A 13,733-nucleotide genomic window follows, 5' to 3' on the forward strand; every position below is an offset into this window, starting at 1 on the left:
TCTCGTCGGTCCCAGTTTTATGACCACAAATTCCTCACCTCAACTTTGGCTCTATGACACTACATTACGGGATGGCACTCAGCGCGAGGGGCTATCTGTATCGATAGAAGATAAGTTACGCATTGCCCGTAGACTCGATCAACTGGGAATTCCCTTTATTGAAGGTGGTTGGCCTGGCGCCAATCCCAAGGATGTACAATTTTTCTGGCAACTCCAAGAAGATCCGCTCAAACAGGCTGAAATTGTGGCTTTTTGTTCGACTCGACGCCCCAACTCCACTGCCGCCACCGAACCGATGCTACAGGATATTTTGGCTGCCGGAACTCGCTGGGTAACGATTTTTGGCAAGTCTTGGGATTTACATGTGACAACAGGACTCAAGACGACGTTAGAAGAAAATTTGGCGATGATTCGCGACACAATTGAGTACCTCCGTTCTCAGAGTCGCCGTATTATCTACGATGCCGAACATTGGTTTGATGGCTATAAGCACAATCGAGATTATGCTTTACAGACATTAGAGGCTGCGATCGCATCTGGTGCGGAATGGCTAGTCCTCTGTGATACCAATGGTGGCACTTTACCCCACGAAATTAGCCAAATTGTTCAAGATGTCATTAGTCATTTGTCATTAGTCATTTGTCAAGAACCAATGACCAAGAACATAGACGCGCTAGCGGCTGACCGCAGGGTAGGACAAAGGACAATGCCCCAAATTGGAATTCATACTCATAATGATTCGGAAATGGCGGTTGCTAACGCAATAGCCGCCGTGATGGCAGGGGCAAAGATGGTACAGGGCACAATAAATGGTTACGGTGAACGTTGCGGTAATGCTAACCTCTGTTCGTTAATTCCCAATTTACAACTGAAGGCGGGTTACAGTTGTATCACAGAAGACCAGCTCACACAACTTACAGAAGCTAGTCGTTTTGTGAGTGAGGTGGTCAACCTCGCGCCAGATGAACACGCTCCCTTTGTGGGACGTTCGGCTTTTGCGCACAAGGGCGGTATTCATGTATCAGCAGTAGAACGTAATCCCCTGACTTACGAACACATTCAGCCGGAACAAGTCGGGAATCGTCGCCGCATCGTGATTTCGGAACAGTCTGGACTCAGCAATGTTTTAGCCAAAGCCCGCAGTTTTGGGATTGAATTGGATCAACAAAAGGCAGAGGCTAGAGAAATTCTCCAGCGCCTCAAAGATTTGGAGAGCGAAGGATTTCAATTTGAAGCCGCAGAGGCCAGTTTTGTACTATTGATGCACGAAGCTTTGGGAGATCGCCAGAAGTTTTTTGAAGTTAAAGGTTTTCAAGTCCACTGTGACTTGATTGAGGGGAAAGAAACTAGCAATGCCTTAGCTACAGTCAAAGTCGCTGTTGACGGGAAAAACATTTTGGAGGCGGCGGAAGGTAACGGGCCCGTTGCCGCTTTGGATGCAGCTTTACGCAAAGCTTTGGTGAACTTTTATCCCCAAATTGCAACCTTTGATTTGACAGATTATAAAGTACGGATTCTCAATGGATATACGGGCACTGCGGCGAAAACTCGTGTGTTGGTAGAATCAGGCAATGGTCGTCAACGCTGGACGACAGTAGGAGTTTCCACCAATATTTTGGCGGCTTCCTATCAAGCCGTGGTGGAGGGATTGGAATACGGTTTGTTATTGCACTCCCAAGCAGAAGCGGCTTTAAAAGCTTCTAGTTGACAAAAGGGATATGTAGTGTAGGGAAAGTTTGCGTTTTTCGATGAGCAGGGGAAGCGATCGCTTCCCCTTGTATTAACACTTTTGTACTTACAGCAGATTGCAACAGGCGTGAGGTACAGATAATCGTAGGGAACATGGCTGTGCCCCTACTTGTGTACTTCATTTACCTAAAATACGCTGTATGTAGCGAAAAAACGGTTGTAAATAGTAGCTCTACCAATTGCGCCATCCACCTTTGGGTGCAACTTCATTATTAGTAGACTTCAGTCCGTGACTTTGCAACAGAGTTTGATATTCGGTGCTGCTTGCCCAACGGTCAATTTCTCGCGCCCGCAGTACTGGCACGGGATGGGTTAATTGGGCTGTACGGGCAGTTTTGACCATTTCACCCAGTTCTGTCTTGCTGATGTCATCGTAAGCGCGGGCTTGGGCAACAAAGGCATCGAGATTCAGTTGGGGCGCTAAGGTGGGAGAACCACCTGCCAACTTCATCAACACGGACATGACAACTTTCGGGTCTTGGGTTGCTAGTAATGCGGCGCGATCGCAGGTAAACTCAGCACAACGTACCCATTCCAAAAGTTGCGCCTGTATGGCTTGAGCAACGAAGGTGCCGACATTGGGCACAATCGCCGCAGCTAATATTAATAAATTTACAGGTGTCAAGTAAACGCTATGGTCACACTTGAGATGTCCTAATTCGTGGGCGATTACTGCCTGTATTTCCTCTGGTGTAAGAATATCAATCAGGGAAGTGTGTAGCACCACAAAAGGCTGCTTACCCCGCACAGCAAAAGTATAGGCGTTGGGAGCCGGATGTTGCCGGACGTACAACTGGGGAGGATCTATATCCAGGATTTTACAGGCGTCTAACAACAGTTTGTATAAATCGGGTAGTTGGTTTTCACCCACCAAAATGCTAGAGGCAATATTTTCCACATAGAAAACCTGCTCTGCCATTGGCCCAAGCCAATTTCGCACTAACATATCTATGCCTGGTATCTGCTTGAGCGCTCTAGTGGCTTCCAGGTCTAATGGATGACGAAATGAGTCAGCTTTTAAACCAATTAGCGGGGTTTTGAAGAAAGACATAGTGCAACAAGCTATAAAAAACACAACTATGGAATCTGGCTGGATAGATAAACAGCCTCCCACAGTTAGTATAACGATTTCAGTAGGGGGTTTCCTTTCTTGCATACTTGGGTTTGAAGCTCTTAATTTTCAGAGACTTCAATTGGTACAGTTTTATTCCTGGCGATGCCTGCGGCGGCAAGATACGCAGTGTCAAAGCGCGTAACTTTCGGTATCACTGCTCATTTCACCCCTTTGCTGCATACGCCTATCGGGCAAACCCTGCCCTTTAGTGTCCGTTGCAGTTAATCTTGATTGGACACACTAATTCACGCTCGGAGAATTGAATGCGCTTTGGTTTTTTTACTTTATGTGTTCTCGCACTAGCGACAAAAAGTGGGCACGCCGCTCAGTCTCCCAAGATCCCAGCACTGGTGATGACCAGCCCCGATTCAGCTGACGCTAACTACGAAGATAAATGCAGCAACGGCGGCAACCTTGACAAAGTAAATCGCGATAAGTTTCTTAAACTTATGCTTGCTGATAAAAAATCAAAGCTATCTCAACTGAAAGTAGCTCTCCTCAATGAAATTAAACAAAGTGGTGATGAGCCACGAGGCGAGGGTGTCCGTATTGGTGAATGGAATCAAACCTTCCATGACCGAAGTGGTTGTGGCACAAACGCTAACAGTTACTCAGCATTTGTTGTCACCGTGACTGGTGGAAATGCAAACCATACGGTCGTGAAATACCTGGTGACGATTGATGACGACGATAACGCAGGCAAAAGAACCCTCAAGCTCCGCGACATTCACCCAATCAACCTACGAATTGATAACTGACCAAACCACTTGTCCTCGCTTCCTAGTTCCAAGTCTCTGAAATTTAGAAGCTTCAATGTTGTGCCGTGAGAAAACTAAGTACAGCATTTCATTAATTTATAGCGAATTCATGAAAGGCAATACTGTGGATTGTGAATGCGTTGGCTTGGATTGTGAATGCGCTGGCTTGGATTGTGAATGCGTTGGCTTGGATTGTGAATGCGTTGGCTTGGATTGTGAATGCGTTGGCTTGGATTATGAATGCGTTGGCTTGGATTGTGAATGCGTTGGCTTGGATTGTGAATGCGTTGGCTTGGATTGTGAATGCGTTCCCCTGTATTAAAAACGCTACACTTTTACGCAAAACTATACTAAGCATGAAGCTAGAATTATTCAGTAGTGCTAAGTACTGAGTGCTGAGTAGTGAGTAATAATCCCATAGTTAAAACTAGGGGATTGAAACAAGGACATATTTTTTCTTGCGCTACGTGTCTCAAAAAAAATATTTTTATTTTTTTCATAAATAAATTTAGTTGCTCTCAGACCTTATATGCTGAGTGCAATTAATTTTACTTTTTACTCTAAGCCGAGTTACTCTAAGCCGAGGCACTGTTTTGGTGACACGATTAAAGGAGATTGTCTTTTTCTGTTGTCACTATGAAAATATTGGTACTGAATGCCGGATCGAGCAGCCAAAAGAGTTGTCTGTATGAAATTGCAGAGGCAGCCCTGCCCACCCAAGCACCCCAAACCCTTTGGGAAGGGAAAATCAACTGGACTCAAAATCGAAGTGTGGCAGAAATTGAGGTGAAAACTGCTACGGGTGGAACGCTGCAAAAATCAATCTCTGGTGATTCTCCACAGGCGCACCTCACCTATATGTTCAATACACTCGATCGTGATGCTACCAAGGTAATCGATCGCTTGTCAGAAATCGATGTGGTGGGGCATCGGATAGTACATGGTGGAGAGGATTATCGAGATAGTGTGGTAATTACAAAAGATGTCGAAAAGGCGATCGCTGGTCTGTCTAACCTGGCTCCAGAACATAATCCAGTGGGTCTAGAAGGCATAGAAGTAATTGAACAAATCTTAGGAGATGTCACTCAAGTAGCAGTCTTTGATACCGGATTTCATGGTACTTTACCCGATGCAGCAGCAATCTATCCCGGCCCATATCAGTGGCTAGAGCAAGGTATTCGTCGCTATGGGTTTCATGGTATCAGTCATCAATACTGTTCTCAACGTGCTATCCAAATTCTCGGTCGAGATGTTGCATCTGAGCGGTTAATTATCTGTCATCTGGGCAATGGTTGCTCTTTAGCGGCAATTAAAAACGGTCGCAGTATTGATACCACTATGGGATTCACACCCGTAGAAGGATTGATGATGGGTAGTCGTTCTGGTTCAGTCGATCCGGGGATTCTGATTTATTTGTTGCGGCACTGCAATTACTCTATCGAAAAGTTGGATGAGTTATTAAATAAAGCTTCTGGGTTAAAGGGAATTTCGGGTGTATCTAGCGATATGCGTGAGGTGAGAGAAGCGATCGCTCAAGGTAATTCCCGCGCTCAACTGGCGTGGGATATCTACGTGCATCGCTTGCGTTCTGGTATTGGCGCAATGCTCACTAGTTTGGGGGGATTAGATGCTTTAGTATTCACAGCAGGTGTGGGTGAACACTCTGCGGAAATTCGCCAAGCCGCCTGTGAAGCCTTTGGGTTTATCGGACTGAAAATAGACCTTGAGAAAAATCAACAGCAGCCAGTGGATGAGGATATTGCTACACCCGATTCATCAGTACGGGTATTAGTTATTCATACTCAAGAAGATTGGGCGATCGCCGGCCAATGTTGGCAATTATTGAAAAACTCAGAACTTGCACCAGTCCCAACAACAGCCTCAGAATGAATTTTGAGGCTGATAGCTAAAGTCTTCTAAAGAAAACTGGGTAAGGTTTATAGTCCACGCTTAGTGGATTTGTGCTATTAGTTAGAGAATTTATTCTCTGGCAAGAAAGTGGGCAGGTGCAAGATATAACAAAAGAGCTATTGAGTTACAAATAGTTTGACTACGGCGAAATTATATAACAAAAATCTTGAGGCAATACACCTATCTCACCTACTTGATTGAACTGTTCTTGTAGCCAATGCTCTCAGACCTTTTTAAACTTTGGATTTTGAAGATTCAAAATCCAAAATCCAAAATTTAAAATCTAAAATTCTATGAGTATAACAAAAGCCTTGGTGATTAGGACATCGATAGATGATAAAACTTAGACACAAAACGAAAAGTCGGAGCGGCGGCTTCCGCCGCTCTGAACTTTTCAAGACAAAGACTTTTCACCCAGTCCCCATTACTCCTTATCCCCAGTCCCTTGCTATATAACTAAACCGGAGTCAAAAAGTTATTAAACACGAAACTGCCGACATTCCTACCTACTTGCACGCCGTCTATAGTGGCCGCTTCAATATGGACGCCACCATAAATCCGGCTATCGGCAGACTCTTGGGCTGCCTGTGAAAAGCTGCCGTAATAGCGACCAACGCCAGGTAATTCTTGTGAAGGAATGTCAAAACTAATGTCGTCGGTGCCGTAGAAAAGTTTCAGAATTTCGGCTGATGCACCACCGAATACAGAATGTCCTGAGATGTAATCGGGGAATGGTGGGGTATCTAGCAGAGGTTCCCAATTAGGATTGGCAATCGTATCAGGATTATTATCTTGATCGGCATTGCGGATTGCAGTAATCGGGCGCAATTGCTCATACACGTACTTGGCATCCCACCCAACAATACCCGCATCAGCTTGGGCAATGTTCAGCAGCGCAAATAAACGGGCATTCTCCTCTAGAGTATTGCTTTGAGCCAATGCTACTTCTTGCGCGAGTTCGTTCAACTGACCTGGTGGCCTGAAAGTATCGCCGCGATCGTAAGCCCAGAATTGGGCAATTTCCGTCTGATCTGTGGTGCGAACAGTGCTATTTTCAGCGCCAAGCGCCTTAACCTGATTAAAATTTCTTGTATACCGAGGGCTACCATACTCAGGGAAAGTATCTGGACGGAACAGGATAACACTGTCTATAGCAAAGGGAGTTACTAGACCCCACTGGGGCAATAATGCTGGTGCAAAATTGGTAGTATTATTTGTTGTTTCACCATCGCTGAAAGTTGGCTTCCAATCGCCAAAGCCAGTTCCCGGCGTGTATGATCCTTGTGCAGTACTTGAACCATCATTTTTCCGGTTATCCAGTATTTGCTGGGCAACCTTGTTTCCGATCGCAATGCCCTTGTTCTCAGCCGTACCATTCGGGATTGTTGCAAGAGACCTTTGCCGCTGTTCATCGAATGTAGTTTTTTGTTTTGGGAACAAATTGACCAGCGTTCGGTAGGCTGCTTCAACTGCCGCAGCTTCTTTCGATGCCCCGGTAGCTTCCGATGCGCTGATGTTTACTAAATAAGGCTTGTAACTCCGGTCAATTGCGTTGACAGCATCATAAACTGCCGCCTGAACGATCGCCTGATTGCGTGCCCCCACTGGAGGTGCTGTTCCCGATGCTTGTATGGCATTTAAGAGAATTGAATTCCATTGGATCACAACGTCACCTCCAGTAATTAACTGGCTGGCTACATTGTTGGCTGTATTACTTTCAGTAACGCTATTACCTGGTATTACCTGTCCAATCAAATAGTAGAGTCCTGGAGAGACAACACTTGCAGTACGGAACTCAGATCCAGCAAAATCCACAGTAAATGTTTTAGATTGACCAGGCGCTAAATTAACCCTTTGATCGTTCAAACCGCCCAAAAGCTCATCTTTGCCCCTGAGTAAATCGCTTGCACCCCTTGATTGTTCGAGTGTGTTTAGAGAATTGATGTCAAGAACTTTATCGGTTGATCCATACAGTTTGATATTTACAGGCCCGTTAAACTGTGTATCACCTTGATTCTCAACAACAATTTTCAGTTTTCCCTGTTCATCGGGAAAGATTGTCGGATTTTCGAGAATTTCAGCAAACTGAATAACGATATCTGAAGTCATAAAGCTTTTGTTCCTTTTGTTGCAAATAGGAATAAGATAGTTTTCCTGCTTTTTGCTATTAAAGGACTACCAAAAAATAAATGATCCAATCTTAATTTGTAGGGTGCATTAATCAAGTAACGCACAATCTTGATCTAATCTGTCACAGTGCATTAGCTGGAGATATAACGCACCCTACAAGTTGGATATTTTTTAATTGGAATCCTTTAGGCGTGCAGTAACGCTCAGATAAGATTTTGGTTCAATACCCTGAGTCTGAATTTCTAATCAAACAAAAATGAATTGATTGCTATCGGAAAGACTTAGATTGGAGAGCGAAATTCCCTCAACAATACCAATGAGTTCAGGTACAACTTGACCTGGGGTAAAAAATATTCCCGTACCAGATATCGAGCTAACAGGAGATGCATCCAGTAAATACTGACTTGCTGAACCTGCTAGCTGGATTTTATCTACACCACGGGTAACACGGTCGTTAATGAAACCAAAATCTTTAATCAGAGCATAGTCTTGAGTACCGTTGAGTTTAATATTGCCATCATTGTATAAAACTACATCAAAGATAACAGTATCCTTCCCATTTACATCCCTAGCATTTGCTTGTTCAAGCCCCAGAACAAATGTGTCATTATTTTTCCCACCGATTAAGGTATCTTTTTCGCCAAAGCCAAATCCTTGTTGCAGTTGACCAAAAAAGTCTGTATCAGTACCAATCAATACATCGTTGCCGTTACCGCCATTAAGAGAGTCGTAACCCTGCCCACCAACTAGTAAATCTTTTCCATCATCACCTTCGAGGAAGTCGTTACCTCGACCACCATAAATTTTGTCGTTCCCATTGTCACCAGAGATTATATCGTCACCACTGACATCGGCGTTGCCCTCTATGTCATCACCATAAAGTATGTCGTTACCATCGTCACCATTAATTTGATCGTTGTCTGCCCCACCTTCAATATAGTCATCACCAGAATCACCATAGATTCTGTCTTGACGACCTTGACCATAGAGTTTATCGTTTCCATCACCACCAAAAATGGTGTCATTGCTACTTGCAATCAAGTCTGAATTTCCACTGGCACTATAGTCCCCATAAATGATATCTTTCCCAGCATCACCCAGGAGGTAGTCGTTTCCACTTCCTCCACTAATGAGGTCATCTCCATTGCGACCTGAGACTATATCATCAATACCTAAACTAGTTATAACGTCATCCCCATTAGCACCATAGAGTGTATCCGCATTGGGCGTGCCTATTATTATTTGATTATTATCCTTATCTACACTCCTTATTATTTTGCCAACATTGTCACTGACTTCATTGCGATCGCTGATGGAGTCGGTGCTATTCAAGCCGATGTTTTTACCGGGAGTGAGTAGCGTACTATTTGGTGGAACATACGTACCTGTTTCTAGTTGTTCTAGTCTTGCTAATCGAGTTTGCTCATTTGTAGAAAATACTGGTTTAATTACTTCTGCTTGTGAAGTATCGAATGTGCTTGCTGTCACCTCTTGGAGTTCTTCTAATTCTTGTTGTTCTATGCTGAGTGTTGCCATTTTTTTGACCTCATTTCGTTAAATAACTTGGATGACAGAACTATTTTTGCTCAATTAATACAGAGCTACTTTTATCTAGCAGTAATATTGCAGAAAAGAGTGAGTTTTTGAACTATCAAAAGCATTTTAACTTGATGAACTCCGTATGAACGTGTGTAAATCATTGTTGAACTATATGAAACACCAACATAGCCATACTTGTATATCGGGTTCAGACTGTGAGTTTTACGCGAACTATTAGTTATTGTTACAATTATTTACATAAATCAGAAAATGCTATACTATTGATAACTTATTTAAATATATTGAAATATATTTTATACTCAATAAAATATACCTCTTACATCAACACTACTATTTTGATAAGGTTTGAGCGAATAAGTACTCCCATCGCTAAACTTATTCATTCTCGGCAAGCTTGTTTGTGTCCTAAGAAAGAATTAGGGCTACTGGATTCAGCAGTGCAGGTAGTAGTGATAAATACTCAATCAAATTGAGCGATCGCTCAACAGTGTTGGCAGCTGTTGAAACGTAATTAGAAAGTCTGATTTAATCTGGGTAACATTGTTTGAATATGCAGTTACCCTATACCGTGACATATCTACATCCCTAATCTTTTTCTTAAAACAGTCTTTCACGAAAAAATATCTTTTTCAATGCCTCATACCCGATTTTCAAGCTAGTAACCAACGCATAAAAAATTTACCAATTTGCCCCACTATAAAACTAAAAACCCTTTGTAATAGCCGCCCAAGTAGTGACAAAAACAGTAAATATAAGAAATTAGTGGGAGTAAAAATACTAGAAATGACACAAGTTAGTCCCCACGCCAGCCAATTTCGATATTGATATCTGATAAAAGTCCATCTCGCAAGTTGATTAACAAGCCAATAGCGAATAGTAGCAAATACAAAAGATATTACTAGCCAAGCAAGTATTGATAATGAAAGATGTAATTTCCAAACTAAAAAAGCAGCAGGTAATACCGAAGCTAGCTCCCAAGCTAACAGATTTAATTTAGTCCTAAGATAACTTAGTATTTGTTCAATAAGCCAATAATGTACATAAACAATATTTAAACACTGAGGATTTTGGATAAAATCACTCCTGATTTTGTGAATTATGTCACCATCAAATAAAATATTGCTTTGTAAAACAATATCTTGTTCTTTCCCAAAATATAAAGCTGATGTATCTTCTCTATAAGAAGAATTAAAAGTAAGTCCATACTGTAACGTCGATTTATTTTGTAATGATTTACTCCACAACAAGTTGAGAAAATTTACTATAAAAGTATTGCCAAATATCTTAAAGTTTTTTTTAGTAATTACTAATTTTTTGTATGGCCTAGTGTTATTGCTAAAGTAAATCTTATCGCTAAAGCAGCTGTAGTACCAAAGATAAGCTAGTAATTTTGGCGGAATGTACAGAGAGTAGCCTATTTCTCGTGCTTCCTCAACTTGTTTTAAAACTGACTTATTTAGATAAAAAGTATACTGTCCTGGCTCAACCTTAATTTCAAGTTCAATAGGAGTGCCTTGAGGGATTTGCAGAAATAAAGATAGTTGAACATCAGTTTGATGATCTGTGTGTATTTTATAAGCGTTCATTTCGGGATAAATTGGCGATACTTCGTACAATACCAATCAAAAAATCTAGTGTTCCACGCCACTGTTTTTCTCCAGCAACTACCCCTTCATTATGTATTTTTAGAATTAAATCTCTATCTCCATCAGGTAATTGAAATAGGTTTTTATGGTAACGGCTGATAATATCTCCATCTAACTGCATAACAGTTTGAGCATAAATAATATCAATATCTACGCTGGTAATGTTACCACCATTAAGTGCAGCTTTTAGTTCAGACATTTTCCGCAGTGTACGAATAAATTTATCATTGTTCAAAAGTTCTTCAATCTCTTGCCACCTTTGCCGCAAATTTTTTTGATTATTATCTTCTTGATCTGCAACAGGAGTTGGAGCAGGCAATATTGGTCGAGCTAGCTTTATGTATACCGGATCATCTGGAACAATATTTGCTTTATGTTCTACCTGATATTTTAGACGCTCCTGATATTGTATTATCCTGGAGTCTGGCTCACGAGTCTCAGTACTTTGTTCAAGGAGAATGTAAAAATATTCTCTTTCAAGTTGCGAAAATAGACTTGTATAACGCTTGCGTAGCTCTTGAGCTTGGGTTTTTTCTGATTCTGTTAAATTGTCTGGATTTGGAATTTTTTTGACATCAAAATAGTCTTTGTCATTTATTGAATAAATCTCTTCATACGCTTGCCAAGCATTAAACTTTGCACCAGTAATTTGATCCACAACCATCGTATTTACTTCTAAAGCTGTAATATCATCGACTAATCCATGTACAGATGAGACTAATTTCTCTAGCAAATCTTTGGCTTGTTCTTGAATTTTATTAGGCATAGTCATAATTTCCTTAATTTATCTAAAGTAAATTAGCCTACAGGTTGGGACAAGTTCATATACTGTAGGTATTTTGGGTTAATATTAATTAATAAATATTTACTGCTGGGAACGGGATAGCGATTGTTGTGAAGTTTTACGAGATTTCATAATTTCTATAAAAAATCCATACAACTTCTGCAAACTTTCTATATTTTTCTGCATAATCTCTCGACTTTCTTTGATTTGAGTTAGATGAAATTCGCGAAGTTCTGTATATGGGCCACTACCAATAAATTGACTACCAACTTCGTTAGTTATATCACCATCAATTAGATTGATTATAGTGTGCATTCGATTACCTGTTTGAGCAATTTGCTGCTCTCTTGGTTGTTCTAACTGAGTAGATGATTCTGGAACCCAAGTGGTAATTTCTAGCTCGACAACTTCAACTATTGCTGTTTGAATAGCATCAATAATGTCATCAATATTGAATCCTTCTGCTTTAGTATTCAGCTTCTTAACTTTTATTTTAAATTTACTACTTGCTTTGCTAGATTGACTATTGCTTTCCCCATTTTCTATGGCTTGACCATTAGTTTCTGTGGTTTCGTTAAGAGTATTATTCACCATGATGTTTTAGAGGTTACAGACAGATTTAAATATAAACAAGATACAACTATAGGTTATGTCAAAAATTTTAAGGCTTTTACTCAAAAAAAGTAACTAAAGTCAAAACAACTTAATAATTTCAGAAATTTTTACTAAAAAAAGTTATGGCTTTCCTAAAGTCAAATTTATCTTAGAAAAAGAATAATGCCATGTTAGATTTTGGAGCCACGGTTTGCAATGAGTCTACCAATGCGGTAAGGTTTCTCAGCTGTTTTAAGTGGTTTTGATTCTGAAAGATTTATTTAATTAGTTTTTGGGCGTTTCGTTCCAATCTGTAGAAATTAGATATTACTTATAAACAAAAAAATATAAAGTATATCTCAGGAAAAGCAAGTAGTAAGTATGATTTAATACTAGTAATAAGCTAATTTATTTTAGTCAATCTGTTTTTTATTTTGTTTAGCAAAGCGTAGACGCACAAGTAGGGCTGACTTGTCTTATAAAACTATGTATACAATAATATGACTATGATGATCAAGACAAGGAAAAATATGTTGTTATCTCGTCAGGCTTTTGCTACACCTGTTGTAGTTTGTATGTGTATTTTAGGAGTTGGCTTGATTCAATTACCTCAATTGCAAAAACTAATAAATAGAAAAGAATCTGCCTCTTTAGAAACTCTAAAAAAAGAAATAAAATCTGAAAATATCCGTCTAAATTTTCTCGAAAAAACGCCTAGCTTTAGTTATGATAACTTCATCGCAGATTTGGTTTATCTCAATTTTCTTCAATATTTTGGAGATGATGAAATTCGGGATAAAACAGGTTACAGTTTAAGTCCAGAATATTTTGAAGTTATTCTAGGGCGCGACCCGCGATTTTTAGCAGCGTATCGCAGTCTTTCGATCAGTACTTCATTGTATGCTGGTATGCCAGAACGTGCGATCGCATTATCAGAGAAAGGCTTAAAATCAATATCTCCGTCAGTTCCCGAAAAGTCATATTATATATGGCGTTTTAAAGGAGTTGATGAGTTATTGTTTTTAGGCAACGCTCAAGCTGCTCAACAGTCTTTTGCAACGGCGGCAAACTGGGCAAGTAAATTTTCAGATCCAGAGAGTCAGCTTATAGCTAATACTTCCCAAAGAACTGCTGAATTTCTGAGTCGAAATCCTAACAGTAAATATGCTCAAATTTCTACATGGTCAATGGTTTTAAATAATCATACCGATGAGAGAACTCAGAAACGCGCAATTAGGGAAATCGAAGCTTTGGGAGGAAAAATAGTTACAACTCCTGAAGGTACTCATAAAATTATATTTCCGCCTAAAGATTAAATTATTATTTATAAAGGGTTGTTGCAAGTGCAGTAAAGAATTATATACACCCAATTTTTTCAAATTTATCACGTAGGATTAGACCTCTTGTACAAATGCAAAATTTTCCCTCATCCCCCAACCCCTTCTCCCAATATTGGGAGAAGGGGAGCCAATTCAAAGTCCCTCTCC

12 protein-coding genes are annotated in these 13,733 nt (G+C 40.6%); 5 read left to right on the top strand and 7 right to left on the bottom strand.

Annotation, left to right across the window (positions count from 1 at the left end):
• Positions 1-19 precede the first annotated feature (19 nt).
• On the top strand, positions 20-1,708 hold the full coding sequence (gene cimA / locus NLP_RS19660) for a citramalate synthase (RefSeq protein WP_104907861.1): 1,689 nt from the start codon (positions 20-22) through the stop codon (positions 1,706-1,708).
• Here cimA and NLP_RS33365 read toward each other — a convergent pair.
• Both NLP_RS33365 and NLP_RS19665 read right to left on the bottom strand, forming a co-directional pair.
• Positions 1,701-1,844 (bottom strand): hypothetical protein, encoded by a 144-nt coding sequence (locus NLP_RS33365; protein WP_158680472.1) that lies wholly within the window; start codon positions 1,842-1,844, stop codon positions 1,701-1,703. The genes cimA and NLP_RS33365 overlap by 8 nt on opposite strands.
• 77 nt (positions 1,845-1,921) lie before the next feature.
• Entirely contained in the window at positions 1,922-2,800 is an 879-nt protein-coding gene (locus NLP_RS19665; RefSeq protein WP_104909941.1) for a M48 family metallopeptidase, read from the bottom strand.
• 416 nt (positions 2,801-3,216) lie between these two features.
• Between NLP_RS19665 and NLP_RS19670 the strand changes: the two genes are divergently transcribed.
• The 3 genes from NLP_RS19670 (at position 3,217) to NLP_RS19680 (ending at position 5,511) form a co-directional block, all read left to right on the top strand.
• Positions 3,217-3,621 carry a hypothetical protein gene (locus NLP_RS19670; RefSeq protein ID WP_158680473.1) on the top strand — a complete coding sequence of 135 codons (405 nt, stop codon included), beginning with the start codon at positions 3,217-3,219 and terminating at the stop codon, positions 3,619-3,621.
• Between the two features lie 131 nt (positions 3,622-3,752).
• Positions 3,753-4,013, top strand: a complete 261-nt coding sequence (locus NLP_RS33370; protein WP_158680474.1) for a hypothetical protein — start codon at positions 3,753-3,755, stop codon at positions 4,011-4,013.
• Positions 4,014-4,257: 244 nt separating this feature from the next.
• Positions 4,258-5,511, top strand: coding sequence for an acetate kinase (locus NLP_RS19680; RefSeq protein ID WP_104907863.1), 1,254 nt, complete (start codon positions 4,258-4,260; stop codon positions 5,509-5,511).
• A 477-nt stretch (positions 5,512-5,988) separates the two neighbouring features.
• On the opposite strand, the gene NLP_RS19685 is transcribed toward NLP_RS19680, so the two are convergent.
• The 5 genes from NLP_RS19685 to NLP_RS19705 form a co-directional block, all read right to left on the bottom strand.
• Positions 5,989-7,641 (bottom strand): vanadium-dependent haloperoxidase, encoded by a 1,653-nt coding sequence (locus tag NLP_RS19685; protein ID WP_104907864.1) that lies wholly within the window; start codon positions 7,639-7,641, stop codon positions 5,989-5,991.
• A gap of 267 nt (positions 7,642-7,908) precedes the next feature.
• Positions 7,909-9,198: a calcium-binding protein gene (locus NLP_RS19690; RefSeq protein ID WP_104907865.1), complete on the bottom strand. Its 1,290-nt coding sequence runs from the start codon at positions 9,196-9,198 to the stop codon at positions 7,909-7,911.
• Positions 9,199-9,872: 674 nt separating this feature from the next.
• Positions 9,873-10,808 (bottom strand): hypothetical protein, encoded by a 936-nt coding sequence (locus NLP_RS19695; RefSeq protein ID WP_104907866.1) that lies wholly within the window; start codon positions 10,806-10,808, stop codon positions 9,873-9,875.
• On the bottom strand, positions 10,795-11,634 hold the full coding sequence (locus NLP_RS19700; RefSeq protein WP_234016992.1) for a hypothetical protein: 840 nt from the start codon (positions 11,632-11,634) through the stop codon (positions 10,795-10,797). Before NLP_RS19700 ends, NLP_RS19695 begins: the two co-directional genes overlap by 14 nt.
• A gap of 99 nt (positions 11,635-11,733) precedes the next feature.
• Positions 11,734-12,246 carry a hypothetical protein gene (locus NLP_RS19705; RefSeq protein WP_104907868.1) on the bottom strand — a complete coding sequence of 171 codons (513 nt, stop codon included), beginning with the start codon at positions 12,244-12,246 and terminating at the stop codon, positions 11,734-11,736.
• 530 nt (positions 12,247-12,776) lie between these two features.
• On the opposite strand from NLP_RS19705, the gene NLP_RS19710 reads away from it, so the two are divergent.
• Entirely contained in the window at positions 12,777-13,562 is a 786-nt protein-coding gene (locus NLP_RS19710; protein WP_104907869.1) for a hypothetical protein, read from the top strand.
• The last annotated feature ends 171 nt before the right edge of the window (positions 13,563-13,733 follow it).

Source organism: Nostoc sp. 'Lobaria pulmonaria (5183) cyanobiont' (assembly GCF_002949795.1).
In the GTDB taxonomy this organism is placed as follows: Bacteria; Cyanobacteriota; Cyanobacteriia; order Cyanobacteriales; family Nostocaceae; genus Nostoc.